The organism is Pseudomonas sp. HN8-3, assembly GCF_020790195.1.
GTDB classification, from domain to species: domain Bacteria; phylum Pseudomonadota; class Gammaproteobacteria; order Pseudomonadales; family Pseudomonadaceae; genus Aquipseudomonas; species Aquipseudomonas synxantha_A.
In genome coordinates this window covers 310,590-324,560 of sequence record NZ_CP086206.1, presented here as the reverse complement: position 1 = coordinate 324,560, position 13,971 = coordinate 310,590, and the positions used below count along the sequence as shown (strand labels likewise).

Sequence of the window (13,971 nt, the reverse complement as noted above, 5' to 3'; positions counted from 1 at the left end):
TCTGAACACTGATCAATCCGTCGGTGGTACTGCCCCATGAACGCCAAGCGCCCAACCTGCGCGGCGCCCGCCCTTGAAACGCCCGCGCCCGCCGCCAGCCAGAGCTACCAATACTGCAATCTTGAACACACTGAAGTCGGCAGCACTGCGTTGGCCGAAGAGGTGGCGTTGGCCATTGCCTATAACGACATCAGCCAGGCAGTCATGCTGGTCACACCAACCGACCTGGAAGATTTTATCGTCGGCTTCAGCCTCGGCAGCGGCATTATTGCCGACGTTAGCGACATTTATGATCTAAAAATCAGCGGCGCGGGCTCCGCTCAGTATGCTCAGGTACAGATTTCCAGCCGGGCCTTCTGGAACCTCAAGCAGCAGCGCCGCCAATTGGCGGGCACCAGCGGCTGCGGCCTGTGCGGTGTAGAAGCGGTTGAACAGGCCCTGCCCGACCTTCAAGTGCTGCCCGGCGCGCCCTTGCCGCCAGCGCAATGGCTCGACGGCCTGCGCCAGCGCATCAGTGCGTTCCAACCGTTGGGCCAGTACAGCGGAGCAGTGCACGCGGCGGTGTTTATGAACGATCAAGGCGAATTGCTGTTGGGCCGTGAAGACATCGGCCGGCATAACGCCTTGGATAAATTGATCGGCGCGTTGATCCGCCAAAAGATTCAGACCGACGGCGGCCTGGCGATTGTTACCAGCCGCTGCAGCCTTGAATTGATCCAGAAAGTCTTGCGTGCAGGCATCCAGACCCTGGTCAGCCTGTCGTCGCCCACCGGCCTGGCCTTGCAATGGGCACGCCGGCACAACCTCAATCTCATCCACCTGCCGCAGAAAAGCGCGCCACGGGTCTACAGCCCAGCGATGGAGCACCAGCCATGAGCCTTCACCACCAAGCCGACCAAACCCCAACTCCGCGCTACAAGCCTTATAAAGGCCCGGCCGGCGGCTGGGGCGCCCTGATCAGCGTGGCACAAGCCTGGCTGACCAGCGATAACGCGCTTAAAAACCTGCGCATGATGCTCAAGACCAACCAGAACGGCGGCTTCGACTGCCCGGGCTGCGCCTGGGGCGACTCGCCGGAAAGCGGCATGGTCAAGTTCTGCGAAAACGGCGCCAAGGCGGTCAACTGGGAAGCCACCAAGCGCCGCGTCGATGCAGCCTTCTTCGCCAAGCACAGCGTCACGGCATTGCTGGAGCAAAGCGACTATTGGCTGGAATACCAGGGCCGCCTGACCGAGCCGATGCGCTATGACGCACAAACCGACCGCTACACCCCCATCAGCTGGAATGCGGCATTTGACCTGGTCGGCAAGCACCTCAACGCCTTGCCCAGCCCGAACATGGCCGAGTTCTACACCTCGGGTCGCGCCAGCAACGAAGCCGCCTACCTGTATCAGTTGTTTGTGCGCGCCTACGGCACCAACAATTTCCCGGACTGCTCGAACATGTGCCACGAAGCCAGCGGCGTAGCCCTGGCACAAAGTGTGGGCGTGGGCAAAGGCACCGTGACCTTTGACGACTTCGAACATGCCGACGCTATTTTCGTCTGGGGCCAGAACCCCGGCACCAACCACCCGCGCATGCTTGAACCGTTGCGCGAAGCGGTGAAGCGCGGCGCCCAGGTGGTGTGCATCAACCCCCTGAAAGAGCGCGGCCTGGAGCGCTTCCAGCACCCGCAACATCCGCTCGAAATGCTCACTAACGGCGACAAGCCGACCAACACTGCCTACTTCCGCCCGGCCCTGGGCGGCGACATGGCGATCCTGCGCGGCATGGCCAAGTTCCTGCTGCTGTGGGAACGCCAAGCACTTGCCGAAGGCAAGGAAGCGGTATTCGACCATGACTTTCTCAATGAGCACACCGCCAACGTACTGGAGTATCTGGGCCAGATCGACGACACCTCATGGGAAGAAATCGTCGAGCAATCCGGCCTGACCCTGGTCGAGATCGAGCAAGCGGCGCGCATGTACGCCAAAGGCAAGAACGTGATCATGTGCTGGGCAATGGGGATTACCCAGCACCGTCACTCGGTGCCGACCATCCAGGAAATCGCCAACCTGATGCTACTGCGTGGCAATATCGGCCGCCCTGGTGCCGGCCTGTGCCCCGTGCGCGGTCACAGCAACGTGCAGGGCGATCGAACCATGGGCATCAACGAGCGCCCACCGGTGGCGTTCCTTGACGCGCTGGAGCGTCGTTTCCAGTTTCAGGTGCCGCGAAACAATGGTCACAACGTGGTGGAAGCGATTCACGCCATGCTCGAAGGCCGCTCCAAGGTGTTTATCGGCCTGGGCGGCAACTTCGCCCAAGCCACGCCTGACAGCCCGCGTACCTTCGAAGCCCTGCGCAATTGCGACCTCACCGTGCAAATCAGCACCAAGCTCAACCGCAGCCACCTGATGCACGGTAAAGACGCACTGATCCTGCCGTGCCTGGGCCGTACTGATATCGACATCCAGGCCGACGGCCCGCAAGCGGTGACGGTGGAAGATTCGTTCAGCATGGTCCATGGCTCCAATGGCCAACTGCAACCGCTGTCGGCGCTGATGAAATCCGAGCCCGCGATCCTGGCCGGAATTGCCGCCGCCACCCTGGGCAGCACACCGGTGGACTGGAACTGGCTGGTAGCCGACTACGGGCGCATCCGCGACCTGATCGCCGACACCATCCCGGGCTTCAAGGATTTCAACGAACGCATCAAGCACCCAGGTGGTTTTTACCTTGGCAACTCGGCCGGTGCACGTCGCTGGAACACGCCGTCGGGCCGCGCCAATTTCCGCCCTAACATCCTGCCCAAAGACCTGATCCACGAACGCACCCACGCCACGGGCCGGGTACCAGACCTGATCATGCAGTCGATGCGCTCCCACGATCAGTACAACACCACTATTTACGGCCTGGACGACCGTTACCGTGGCGTCAAGGGCCAGCGTGACGTGCTGTTCGTCAACGAAGCCGACATCATCCGCCTGGGCTTCAAGCCAGGGCAGAAGGCCGACATTGTGTCGCTGTGGGAGGACGGCCGTGAGCGCCGGGTGAAGGGCTTTACCTTACTGGCGTTTGATATACCGGCCGGACAGGCGGCGGCGTACTACCCGGAAGTGAACCCACTGGTGCCGTTGGAAAGCACTGGCGACGGCAGCCATACGCCAACGTCGAAGTTCGTCGCGATTCGTCTGGAGGCGGCGAGTGATACTGGGTTGATCATGGCGCGCTCGGCCTGACCCGGGATCTTTGTTGTTTGAACGACCGCTTTCGAGGCCCGCACAATCTCTACATATTCTACGGGCACAAAAAAGGCCGCTTTTGCATAAAAGCGGCCGTTCCGAAGTAACTAAAGACCTGTAAAAACAACTTAAGTTCCCCATACAAAACAGCAACTTAGCAAATTGTATACAACCTCTGCCGCCGGTCGGATTTCGATTGTCAGCGGCTCGATACAACCTCAGGATCGCGCCGTCATCCCCTTGAGGTTTCCCTGAATGAAGTTCTCCTCGATTCTCTTGTTGTCCCTTGGCCTGGTCAGTGGCGCAGCCATGGCCGGTGGCACCACCGAAGCCGGTGTAGGCGGCGCATTGGGCGGGGTTCTAGGTTCTGTTGTCGGCCAGCAGCTGGGCGGCAATACCGGTTCGACCATCGGCGCGGCCCTGGGCGGCGCGGGTGGTAGTGCGGTCGGCGCCGACAAGCGCAGCCGTGGCGAAGCCGCCATTGGCGGCGCACTGGGCGCAGCTGGCGGCAACGTCGTGGGCCGCAGTGTCGGCGGCAGTACCGGCGCACTGATCGGCTCGGCGGCCGGCGGTGGCGCGGGCGGTGCACTGGGCAACTACATGGGTAACGAAAGTGACCGCGACGACCGCCGTTATCGCGACCGCGACCGTGACGACCGTCGCTACTACCGCGATGGCCATCCAGGCCGCGGCCATGCCTATGGGCATCGCAAGAACAAGCACCACTACCGTCATCGGTAAGCTCTGAAGAGCACCGCAGTACTAATGTGGGAGGAGCAAGCCCCCTCCCACATGGGGTGCCGCACGGTCAGACCACCAGTCGCTGCAACGCCTCGCGCAACATCCCCGGTATCGGCACAGGCTGGTTCGAGGCCCGATCCACAAACACATGCACAAAGCGCCCCGCCGCACAGGCTTCTTCTTCGCCTGCCTTGAACACCGCCAGCTCATACTGCACCGAACTGTTGCCCAACTTGCCCACTCGCAGGCCGATTTCAATGCGCTCGGGAAAGGCAATCGACGCAAAATAATCGCACGCCGAACTCACCACGAATCCCACCACCTCACCGTCGTGAATATCCAGCCCGCCCTGTTCAATCAGGTAGGTATTCACCGCCGTATCGAAAAAGCTGTAGTAGGTGACGTTGTTCACATGGCCGTAGGCATCGTTGTCGTGCCAACGCGTGGTGATCGGCTGGAAGTAGCGGTAATCGGCGCGCAGGGGCGTTGAGTCAGGCATCGGCAAGTCTCTTCAGAGTAGGTCTAATTGAGCGCGGGCCCATTCGCGCACTTCGGCGTAGGGGTAGTCCTCCAGCGCGGCGAAACCGGGAATGCCCCGCGCCTTCAACTTGGTAAACAACGGCACGCTGATACCGCCAAGAAACCGCGTCAGCCGCTCGGCACTGGGTAGCTCGCCAGTGTGCTCATGATGCCTGTGGATAAAATCGCCGCACAGCCCCATGAAGCTTTTATCCACAAGCGGCGGCAGGCTTGGCGGAGGCGGCAGATACGCGACATGGCCGTGGCACACCGAACAATGTCCACAACGCTGGGGAGCGTTTTCATCACCAAAGTACTGCGCCAAGCGCTGCCCCAGGCAGTGCTCGGTGGCGAACAGGTCGAGCATGGCGTGAATCCGCGCCACCTCCGTCACCTCGTGTTGCTTGAAGCCTGTGTATAACTCAGCGCTCAAGGTTTGTGGTTCGAAATCGGTGTCGAGCAAACTGTAGACCTCGGTCATCTGTTTGCTTTCCAGCTCGATCAGGCCCTGCTCCTGGAAGTAATCCAGCGCCTTTACCACCCGGCTGCGCTCGGCATTGTGCTGTTGATACAGCGCGTCGAAATCCACCGTTGCCCAGGTTTTCGCACGCTTGCACACCTGGATGATCACCGCGACGAACTGCTGCCGCTCGCCGGAAAAACGTGCGAGCAAAGCGTCGGGCTCGACCAGGTACTTGAAACGGTATTCGGCATAAAACGCGTAGCGCGGCGCGATCACACCCTTGAGTTCCAACTGCACCAGCAGCGTCTTGAGTGGCAGCTCGCGAATATTGCTGTGATCGGACAACGACCTGAGCAGGAACTCCCACTGCCCTTCACTGCGTGCGGCCTGCAACTCCTCGAGGACACGGCCAATGCCCTCTTGCTCCGGCGTGTCGCCGTAGACGAAATTTTCCAGCACATTGAGGCTGTCGCGATTGGCCAACACCAGGCAATCCGACGGCTGCCCGTCACGCCCTGCACGGCCGATTTCCTGGCTGTAGTTCTCGATAGACTTTGGCAGGTCGAAGTGCACCACATTGCGGATATCGCTTTTATCGATGCCCATGCCGAACGCGATCGTCGCGACAATGCAATTGGAGCGCCCACCCATGAACCGCTGCTGGATGCCCTCGCGTTTATCGTGGGGCAGCCCCGCGTGGTAAGCCTCGGCCTGAATGCCGTGGCGGTTCAGATGCTCGGCAATCTGCTCGGCGGTTTTTTGCAAAGTGACATAGACGATGCTCGGTTGGTTGGCCCGCTCCTGCATCCATTCAACCAACCTGCGGCGCTTGTGCTGACCGCTGACCGGTTCCACCAGCAGGTTGAGGTTGGGCCGATAGAAGCCGGTGGTCACCACATCCCCGGGGGCAATCGCGAACTTGGCCTGCATGTCGGCGATTACCTTGGGCGTCGCCGTGGCCGTCAGCAGCAACGCTTGTGGGATATTGAACTGGCGCTGGTAGTCCGGCAGCTTCAAATAGTCCGGGCGGAAGTTGTGGCCCCACTCGGAGATGCAGTGCGCCTCGTCCACCACCAGCAGCGAGATCTGCACGCTGTGCAAAAAGTTACGAAAGCGCTCGCTCTTCAAGCGCTCCACGGAAATCATCAGGATTTTCAGCTCGCCCGAACGCGCACGGGCCATCACATCGTTGGCCTCATCACGGCTCTGGGCCGAATCGATACTGCCTGCCGAAATGCCATGGCGCTGCAGAAACCCCAATTGATCCTGCATCAACGCCAGTAAAGGCGACACCACCAGCGTCAGGTGCGGCAGCAACACAGCCGACAGCTGGTAGCACAAAGATTTACCCGACCCCGTAGGGAAGATTGTTGCTGCCGAACGCCCGGCCAGAACGGCGCTGACCGTCTCTTCCTGGCCCAGGCGAAACTGTGGATAACCAAAGACCTGCTGGAGGGTGTCGTGCATAAGGCTGTCACTCCATTGACCGCTGAACGTGGCTTAAAAACGTAGCCCAGTAAGTTCGGCGAATCGAGAAAGGTCGCAAGGAAATAAGAGACAGGATGATACACAGGCAGAGGATGGCCCAGGGCCGAAGGGGAATATTGCGAAAGCTCACATTGAATTAAGATCTTCGGCGGGTTTTTGATACAGGTTACGACTTGGTTTTTATCCTGCCTTCCCCCTGATGCATTGCGCTACAATCAAAGCCTTGCTAACCAGGAGTACGCTGCAATGAGCGAACTGACGTTTGAGCAAAAACAGGATCACTATCACAAGATCCGCCGTTCCAATTATCTGGCCAGCCTGCGCCTGGAAGGGTTCGATACCCAACCGGCCGATGTCGACAAGCCCCTGCCGACCCGCGAAGCCGTCCTGGCCAAATACCGCAATACCTCACGCTGATGCTCGACAAATACGGGGTGGGCCAGGACCCGTACTGCTACCCCGGTAGCAGCGTCCTGCGCAACCGCCTCGATTTGCTCGATGAACACCGCCTGCACGAGGCAGAGCGGGAGTTATCCGAGATTGCAGTAGGCAACCTTCCGCTCTTTCCGCCGCCCTACGACCTTGATCGTCTGCAACACATCCACCGCGTCCTGTTCGGTGACATCTACGATTGGGCCGGTGAACTGCGCAGCGTCAACATCCAGAAAGGTGAGACGCTATTCTGCACCCCGGAGCGCATCCCGCCGGAAGCTGCAAAAATCATTCAACGCATGCTGGAAGCCAATTGGTATGTCGGCGCGTCCCAGGCCGATCTCGTTCACCACATCGCTGAAGCTTATGGCGATCCTTCCGTGAAGGCAATGGACGGGCTCAGCGGATCCTGTTTGAACAGATCATCGTGAATGCGGGATTTTCGGTGAACTGGTGGCTGGTGAAACACGCGGCATGGATACCGGCGAATATTGATGCGGTGGCGTGTGACTATCGAGGACTGGAGGCGATTTTTGAGCGGTGTATCAGTAAGCCTCCCAGAGCCTGATCGAACCGCGAACGACTAAACCATATGTTTATTGCTCGAGAACAACCTCACTTCTAAGGTTCAGCTCGTCGCTGCCAATTCAGCGACCGGGTTTGGTCACCCGAAAAACAGCAGAGACAAACGTGCCAGCTCCTCTGGCGTATTTCTTTGAATCTGTATTGGAACACTGTGATGATATCCAATCCGCCGCCCACCAGCGTATCCGCGCCGCCAGCGATTTAGTGGAAACCTTCTCTTGCCTGACCTTCGAACACGCCGACCTCAAAGACATTTCTCACATCATCAATGCGCTGTACCTGCTCGTTCAGGACGGCTGTGATTTGCTCGAAGCTACTCAACACGTGCAAATGCGACCAGCGGCCGACCAACCAACACAAAGCGATCCGCTACACAGCTAAACGTGTGGGAGCTGGCTTGCCTGCGATGGCGGCGTATCGGGCTATATTTTTTAAACCTGACGCACCGCCATCGCGGGCAAGCCCGGCTCCCACTTTTTGCCAGTTCAGCCTGCCAAATCGGTATCAAGCCGTAAACCCAGGAAACCACTGTAAGAAACCACCAAATGGCGCGACGTCCGCTTCCCAAACTGCTTCAAACAATCGCTCGCCCTCTACGGAAATACCTTTCGCCTGAGCGAAACTAGCGCCCTCTCCAAGCTCTGTCGGCATCAATTTGTGAACATCGAAAGGACTCAATATGTCGGTTACTATGGCATCACTTTCACGGTAATTCGACTCACCGTGATGCCAAACAATCGACAAGAGCTAGCCACACTTTGCTTGCTGGAAGCAAAAGCTTCAGCGATAGAGGTCCGCTTGCGGCTTCAGAAGTTGTACGAAAAGATGCTCGCCCGAGATCTACCCTGCGTCATGACAGTGGCCGTCTCAAAGCCACTGACCAGGAAGCAGGCAGATAGCTTGAACAATCGGAACAACCTCATAAAAGAAATCATTTCTGGCGCAGTTGCAGCCCCTGTCGGGATCATATCCAGCAAAGCAGAATCGATAATCGAGAACGCTATCAGCGATTTGATTTCTCACAGGATCCGCAACTTCCACAGCGCAGACATCGTCATTGGCCTGGATGCTCAGGTCAGCGGTGGCATAGGCCCGCAGCGCTCAAGCGTCTCAATGCATGTGTACTCCAGATGAACTTTAGTCAATGGCTTTACCTACAAACAGCGCTATTATTCGCTCTCCATCTACTGCTGTATTACAAAATCACTGACTGCACGTTAAGAACGCGCTTCGCCGTTACCTTCATCGTAACGGGACTGCTTCTGTTGTTCTGGCTACCCTACATCGCCATTGTCCTGAACATTCAACTTCTTCCCCTGGCCTTGTTCTTGATAGGCTTGGCTCTCTTCATCACGCGAAACAAATACCGCCTGCACCGTAAAAGGCCCCCTCACCCACTCCTACGCACCCCCACCATGAACCTGGCCCCCCACTTCCCCGAAGACCCCGTCATGCAGCAGCTCCTGCAATTGCTGCATGAAGAAATCGGCTTGCCGAAACACAAGACCATTAGCCTGCAAACCTCGCTCAACTTCGACCTTGCTTGCGATGGTGTTGAAGCCAAGCAATTCATGGAGGCGCTGGAACAGGATTTTGGGGTCGACCTAAGCGACTACGACGCTTATCGTTACTTTCAGCCGCCGATGTTCGACGTATTCTTGAAGCGGCGCGCCAAAGGCCGTGGCGACAAAATACCGCTGACCATCGGTATGCTCTACCTGGCGATCAAGACCCAAAGGTGGGACACGCAGACCTTGGAAAACCTGAGCTGATCCCAAGAGCACTGAGATCCAAATGTGGGAGGGGGCTTGCCCCCGATTGCGGTGGGTCAGCTATAGATAAGCTGACTGATTCACCGCCATCGGGAGCAAGCCCCCTCCCACATTGGTTCTGCGTTAATCTGGCGAGCGGTATGCATAACAAGGACCTTACATGGACGTACTAATGGGCCTGCTGGCCGCCCTGCTCTGGGGTGGCACGGACTTTCTCGTGGGCCTCAATGCCCGCGCCGTTGGCGTTAAACGCGCGGTGTATTTTGGCCAAGCCCTTGGCTTTCTGATCATGACTCTGCTGCTGGTCATTTTCCCGGCCTTCCTGTTCAAATCCCTCGATGCGCCGTTGAGCGTCTGGCTCCTGGGCATCGCAGCGGCCCTGGTGACCGTCTCTGGAGCCCTCGCGCTGTCCAAGGCTTTCGCCCTGGGCAAAGCCGCCATCGTCGCGCCATTGGTCACTTCTTATGGTGTAGTAACCACCCTGTTGTCCTGGGCCAGCGGTGAACATATCAGCCTGGTCCAACTCGGCTGCATCGCGCTGTGCGTACTCGGAGTGATCCTCTCCAGCATCCACAAGGACAACGGTACGCCCCACAACAACCCGCGCCTGTCCATCGCCTACGCCATGCTCGCAGCAACGCTGTACGGCACCAGTTTCTGGTTGCAAGGGCGCTACACGCTGCCGGCGCTGGGGCCGATAACGATGTTGTGGCTGGGTTACCTGGTGGGCCTGTGCGTGCTGGTGGTGATGGTGCTTAAGATCAAGGACGGCCTGAAGATCCCACCACTGAAAAATTGCGCGACGTTGACCGGTGCGAGCCTGATGAACCTCGGCGGGTTCTCGGCGTTTTCGTGGGGGGCGATGGCCGGCTCGGTTTCGGTGGTGACCGTGATCAGTACGCTGTCAGGCGGTATCGCGGCGATCCTGGGGTTTGTGTTTTTCAAGGAGCGCTTGTCGGCGGTACAGGTGCTCGGGGTTGTGCTGGTGCTGGTCGGCGCGGTGCTGCTGCACATCGCCCACTAACCCTGCGCGCACAAAAAAGCCGCCTACAAGAGGCGGCTTTTTCACAACAGCTAAGTCTTACAACTTAGGACCCGCCGCCTTGATCGCATCGCTCACTTCAAACTTCTTGAAGTTCTCGATAAACAGACCAGCCAGCGCCTTCGCGGCTTCGTCGTAGGCAGCTTTGTCAGCCCAGGTGTTACGTGGGTTCAACAGGCCGGTTTCAACGCCCGGTACGGCCAATGGCACGTCAAGGTTGATGGTGTCCAGGTGTTCAGTTTGCGCACCGATCAACGCGCCGCTCTGGATCGCTGCAATCACGCCGCGAGTAGTCGGGATGTTGAAGCGCTTGCCAACGCCGTAGCCGCCACCGGTCCAGCCGGTGTTGACCAGGTAGACCTTGGAGCCGAAACCACGGATGCGCTTGATCAGAAGCTCTGCGTATTCGCCAGCCGGGCGTGGGAAGAACGGCGCGCCGAAGCAGGTGGAGAAAGTCGACTTGATGCCGCTGCCCGAACCCATTTCAGTCGAACCCACCAACGCGGTGTAGCCGGACAGGAAGTGGTAGGCCGCTTGTTCTTCGCTGAGGATCGACACTGGCGGCAGTACGCCGGTCAGGTCGCAGGTCAGGAAGATCACTGCGTTTGGCTCGCCGCCCAGGTTCTTCTCGGAACGCTTGGCAACGTGCTCCAGCGGGTAGGCGGCACGGCTGTTCTGGGTCAGGCTGACATCAGCGTAGTCGGCGTGCTTGGCCTCGTCGATCACGACGTTTTCCAGCACGGCGCCGTGCTTGATGGCTTTCCAGATAACCGGCTCGTTCTTCTCGGACAGGTCGATGCACTTGGCATAGCAACCGCCTTCGATGTTGAACACTACGCCTTCGCCCCAGCCGTGTTCGTCGTCACCGATCAGGTAACGGCTTTCGTCGGCGGACAGGGTGGTCTTGCCGGTGCCGGACAGGCCGAAGAACAGGGTCACGTCGCCTGCTTCGCCAATGTTGGCGGCGCAGTGCATCGGCAGTACGTCGGCGGCCGGCAGCAGGAAGTTCTGCACCGAGAACATGGCTTTTTTCATTTCACCGGCGTAACGCATACCGGCGATCAGCACTTTTTTCTGCGCGAAGTTGAGGATCACGCAACCGTCGGAGTTGGTGCCGTCACGCTCTGGCACGCACTCGAAGTTGGCCACGTTGAGCACCTGCCACTCTTCACGACCGGCCGGGTTGTACTGGGCCGGGTTGATGAACAGGCAACGACCGAACAGGTTCTGCCAGGCAGTCTGGGTGGTCATTTTCACGGCCAGGTAGTGGTCTTCTGCGGCCCCTACGTGAACATGGGAAACGAAATGCTCTTGCGCGTTGTTGAACGCCTCGACGCGAGCCCACAGGGCATCGAACTTGTCGGCCGGGAACTTGCGGTTGATCGGGCCCCAGGCAATGGCGTCCTGGGTGGAAGGCTCTTCAACGATAAAACGGTCGACCGGCGAACGACCGGTGCGGTGACCGGTTTCGACAACCAGCGCACCAGTATCGGCAAGCACGCCTTCACCGCGCTGCAGGGCTTCTTTGACCAGATCGTCAACACTCAGATCGGTGTATACGGCGTTATTGGCTTGCGTCATGAGGTTCCCCGTCGGCCTATGGCCGAGTGCTCCAAACGTTTTGTAGTAGAAAGTTGCGCACTACTACCGCGAAAAAAGTGGGCCGGATTATGCCAGAAAAGCCCAAAAAGAGTAGGGCCCTCCCGTCAGAACACCTCTAATCCCGCGTTTGTCAGGTGATTTACCTGTGCTTAAACGTTTTAGTGGCGGGTGTCGGAAGGGGTGTCGATGCCCGCTCCGGCGAACAATTGGGCTACATCAGCGGCATCGAACAGGTAGCGCTGGTTGCAGAACTGGCAATCGATCTCGATATGGCCGCCGTGTTCCACCACCAGATTTTGCGCATCTTCCAGGCCCAGGCTGACCAAGGCGTTGCCTGAACGCTCGCGCGAACAGCTGCAATGAAAGTGCAAGGCTTGCGAGTCAAACAACCGCACAGCCTCTTCATGGTAAAGGCGGTGCAGGATGGTTTCGTTGTCCAGGCCCAGCAGTTCTTCGGCCTTCAACGTATCAGCCAAGGCGATGATATGCCGCCAGCTTTCGGCACGATCATCCTCATCCTTGATGCGGTCGGCCGGCAATTGTTGCACCAGCAAACCACGGGCACGTTTGCCGTCGGCGTTAAGCCAGAACTTGGTGCCCACCTGCTGGGACATTACGAAGTAGTTGGTGAAGCACTCCGACAGGGTTTGGCCATCGAGGTCGACAATGCCCTGGTAGCGTTGGCCTTCGGTCGGGTCGACGGTGAGTGCCAGGACGCCATTGGGCATCAGGTCGGCCAAGGTGGCGTCCGCGGCGATCTGGTCGGCTTCATAACGGGCCAGGCCACGGATTTCGCGCTCGCTGGAGCACTCGATCATCAACATGGGCACCGGCCCTTCGGAACGGGCCTGCAAGATCAGCAACCCGTCGAACTTCATGGTGCCAACCAGCAGCGCCGCGGCGGCCATCAGCTCGCCGAGCAATTGCGCGACCGGCTCCGGATAGGCGTGCTTGGCAAGGACTTCGGCATAGCTGAGCTCCAACGACACCATCTCGCCGCGGGCATCGCTCTCATCGAAGATGAAGCGTTGGGTGAAGTCGGTATCCGGTAGATCAGTCATAGGTCTGGGTATCTGAAGTGATGACAAAATGATTACAAGGTTTATAAAATTAAACGCTTTAGCACCATCTTGGTGCGACTTCTCCTGAATTCAAGGAGCTGAATAGAGCGATGAGGGACAGTTTATGAACAATCCGGGTTTGTTCCAAGCCAACTGGAACCTCCGGCGATGGGCTCTTTGCAATCTACTCGCTATCGGACTGCTATGTTTTTGGCTGTGGCCCACGGGCCAGATGCTGTGTGTGATTTTCGACGAGTGGCTGTTTCATCTGCTCAATGGCCCGCTAGCCACCAATTCGACCTGGCTGCATGTGTGGGCCGTGGCCAGTCTGCGGCCGTTTGATGCAGTGGTCGGCGTTATTTTGCTGACGCTGCTGATCCGCGGCGACTGGGTGTTCAAGGCCGTGCAGGTGCGCCAGGCGTTCTTTGGTTTCCTCGGCATTCTGCTGCTGTTGCTGTTTATTCGCATGTTGTTCTCCAAACTTGCGGCGCATATGGGCTGGCAGCACAGCAGCCCGTCCATGGTGATCGGCGGCGCGATTCAGATGAGTGATTTTTTCCCGGGACTGGAGAAAACCTGGGAGTTGAAGGACCGTTCCAGCCAGAGCTTCCCGGGCGACCATGCCTCGGTGCTGTTGATCTGGGGGATGTTCATGACCGTATTTGCCAAGCGTATCGGCCAGGTGCTGGTGATCTGGGGCCTGGCGCTGCTGTTCATGATGCCGCGCCTGGTTGCGGGCGCGCACTGGGGTCAGGACGATTACATAGGTGGCGTACTGCTGGCGCTGTTGGCGCTGGGGTGGGGGTATTACACGCCGTTTGCGGCGAAGGTGTCGGGGTTCCTGTTGCGGGTAACCGCGCCGGTGTTCGGGTTGCTTGGAAAACTGCCGGTGATCGGGCGATTGAGCGTCATACGCACCGCTCCTTAAATACGCGGGTTAAATGTGGGAGGGGGCTTGCTCCCGATTTGCAGTGGCTCAGTCACAAGTGTATTGGCTGACACTCTGCTATCGGTAGCAAGCCCCCTCCCACATTTTGATCTG

General features: G+C 58.7%; 13 protein-coding genes and 1 pseudogene. 10 read left to right on the top strand and 4 right to left on the bottom strand.

The window, feature by feature from the left end; all coding sequences use genetic code 11:
- Nucleotides 1-36: 36 nt before the first annotated feature.
- From fdhD to LJX92_RS01415, 3 genes are all read left to right on the top strand, one after another.
- Nucleotides 37-876, top strand: a complete 840-nt coding sequence (gene fdhD, locus LJX92_RS01425; protein ID WP_032878399.1) for a formate dehydrogenase accessory sulfurtransferase FdhD — start codon at nucleotides 37-39, stop codon at nucleotides 874-876.
- Complete coding sequence (locus tag LJX92_RS01420) at nucleotides 873-3,221, top strand: FdhF/YdeP family oxidoreductase (protein ID WP_228309232.1); 2,349 nt, start codon at nucleotides 873-875, stop codon at nucleotides 3,219-3,221. Before fdhD ends, LJX92_RS01420 begins: the two co-directional genes overlap by 4 nt.
- Before the next feature lie 258 nt (nucleotides 3,222-3,479).
- Nucleotides 3,480-3,965, top strand: a complete 486-nt coding sequence (locus LJX92_RS01415) for a glycine zipper domain-containing protein (protein WP_005783837.1) — start codon at nucleotides 3,480-3,482, stop codon at nucleotides 3,963-3,965.
- A gap of 67 nt (nucleotides 3,966-4,032) precedes the next feature.
- Here the strand turns inward: LJX92_RS01415 and LJX92_RS01410 are convergent, their stop codons facing one another.
- The gene (locus LJX92_RS01410) at nucleotides 4,033-4,464 is read right to left on the bottom strand and encodes an acyl-CoA thioesterase (RefSeq protein WP_032878401.1); all 432 of its coding nucleotides are present in this window, start codon (nucleotides 4,462-4,464) and stop codon (nucleotides 4,033-4,035) included.
- 12 nt (nucleotides 4,465-4,476) lie between these two features.
- A complete protein-coding gene (locus LJX92_RS01405) occupies nucleotides 4,477-6,414 on the bottom strand; it encodes a RecQ family ATP-dependent DNA helicase (protein WP_228309231.1) in 1,938 nt (645 codons plus the stop codon).
- A gap of 267 nt (nucleotides 6,415-6,681) precedes the next feature.
- Here LJX92_RS01405 and LJX92_RS01400 point away from each other — a divergent pair, with 267 nt between their 5' ends.
- The 6 genes and pseudogenes from LJX92_RS01400 to LJX92_RS01375 all read left to right on the top strand — a co-directional run bounded on the left by LJX92_RS01400 (nucleotide 6,682) and on the right by LJX92_RS01375 (nucleotide 10,248).
- Nucleotides 6,682-6,852, top strand: a complete 171-nt coding sequence (locus LJX92_RS01400) for a YhfG family protein (RefSeq protein WP_005783831.1) — start codon at nucleotides 6,682-6,684, stop codon at nucleotides 6,850-6,852.
- Nucleotides 6,852-7,435: pseudogene (locus tag LJX92_RS01395) on the top strand (Fic/DOC family protein). The gene LJX92_RS01400 and the pseudogene LJX92_RS01395 overlap by 1 nt, the downstream one beginning before the upstream one ends.
- A gap of 122 nt (nucleotides 7,436-7,557) precedes the next feature.
- Entirely contained in the window at nucleotides 7,558-7,833 is a 276-nt protein-coding gene (locus LJX92_RS01390; RefSeq protein WP_032878404.1) for a hypothetical protein, read from the top strand.
- Between the two features lie 276 nt (nucleotides 7,834-8,109).
- A complete protein-coding gene (locus LJX92_RS01385; RefSeq protein ID WP_228309230.1) occupies nucleotides 8,110-8,586 on the top strand; it encodes a hypothetical protein in 477 nt (158 codons plus the stop codon).
- Nucleotides 8,587-8,867: 281 nt separating this feature from the next.
- On the top strand, nucleotides 8,868-9,224 hold the full coding sequence (locus LJX92_RS01380; RefSeq protein WP_228309229.1) for a DUF1493 family protein: 357 nt from the start codon (nucleotides 8,868-8,870) through the stop codon (nucleotides 9,222-9,224).
- A gap of 160 nt (nucleotides 9,225-9,384) precedes the next feature.
- Nucleotides 9,385-10,248 carry a DMT family transporter gene (locus LJX92_RS01375; protein ID WP_228309228.1) on the top strand — a complete coding sequence of 288 codons (864 nt, stop codon included), beginning with the start codon at nucleotides 9,385-9,387 and terminating at the stop codon, nucleotides 10,246-10,248.
- Nucleotides 10,249-10,305: 57 nt separating this feature from the next.
- On the opposite strand, the gene LJX92_RS01370 is transcribed toward LJX92_RS01375, so the two are convergent.
- Together LJX92_RS01370 and hslO are read right to left on the bottom strand one after the other, a co-directional pair.
- On the bottom strand, nucleotides 10,306-11,847 hold the full coding sequence (locus LJX92_RS01370; protein WP_005783824.1) for a phosphoenolpyruvate carboxykinase: 1,542 nt from the start codon (nucleotides 11,845-11,847) through the stop codon (nucleotides 10,306-10,308).
- Between the two features lie 179 nt (nucleotides 11,848-12,026).
- The gene (hslO, locus tag LJX92_RS01365) at nucleotides 12,027-12,929 is read right to left on the bottom strand and encodes an Hsp33 family molecular chaperone HslO (RefSeq protein WP_005783822.1); all 903 of its coding nucleotides are present in this window, start codon (nucleotides 12,927-12,929) and stop codon (nucleotides 12,027-12,029) included.
- A 124-nt stretch (nucleotides 12,930-13,053) separates the two neighbouring features.
- Between hslO and LJX92_RS01360 the strand changes: the two genes are divergently transcribed.
- Nucleotides 13,054-13,857, top strand: a complete 804-nt coding sequence (locus LJX92_RS01360) for a phosphatase PAP2 family protein (protein WP_228309227.1) — start codon at nucleotides 13,054-13,056, stop codon at nucleotides 13,855-13,857.
- The last annotated feature ends 114 nt before the right edge of the window (nucleotides 13,858-13,971 follow it).

Coding starts and splice junctions, on each gene's coding strand:
- LJX92_RS01375 (WP_228309228.1), top strand. CDS start 9,385: ATGGACGTACTAATGGGCCTGCTGGCCGCCCTGCTCTGGGGTGGCACG.
- LJX92_RS01360 (WP_228309227.1), top strand. CDS start 13,054: ATGAACAATCCGGGTTTGTTCCAAGCCAACTGGAACCTCCGGCGATGG.
- LJX92_RS01370 (WP_005783824.1), bottom strand. CDS start 11,847: ATGACGCAAGCCAATAACGCCGTATACACCGATCTGAGTGTTGACGAT.
- LJX92_RS01410 (WP_032878401.1), bottom strand. CDS start 4,464: ATGCCTGACTCAACGCCCCTGCGCGCCGATTACCGCTACTTCCAGCCG.
- LJX92_RS01420 (WP_228309232.1), top strand. CDS start 873: ATGAGCCTTCACCACCAAGCCGACCAAACCCCAACTCCGCGCTACAAG.
- hslO (WP_005783822.1), bottom strand. CDS start 12,929: ATGACTGATCTACCGGATACCGACTTCACCCAACGCTTCATCTTCGAT.
- fdhD (WP_032878399.1), top strand. CDS start 37: ATGAACGCCAAGCGCCCAACCTGCGCGGCGCCCGCCCTTGAAACGCCC.
- LJX92_RS01380 (WP_228309229.1), top strand. CDS start 8,868: ATGAACCTGGCCCCCCACTTCCCCGAAGACCCCGTCATGCAGCAGCTC.
- LJX92_RS01405 (WP_228309231.1), bottom strand. CDS start 6,414: ATGCACGACACCCTCCAGCAGGTCTTTGGTTATCCACAGTTTCGCCTG.
- LJX92_RS01415 (WP_005783837.1), top strand. CDS start 3,480: ATGAAGTTCTCCTCGATTCTCTTGTTGTCCCTTGGCCTGGTCAGTGGC.
- LJX92_RS01400 (WP_005783831.1), top strand. CDS start 6,682: ATGAGCGAACTGACGTTTGAGCAAAAACAGGATCACTATCACAAGATC.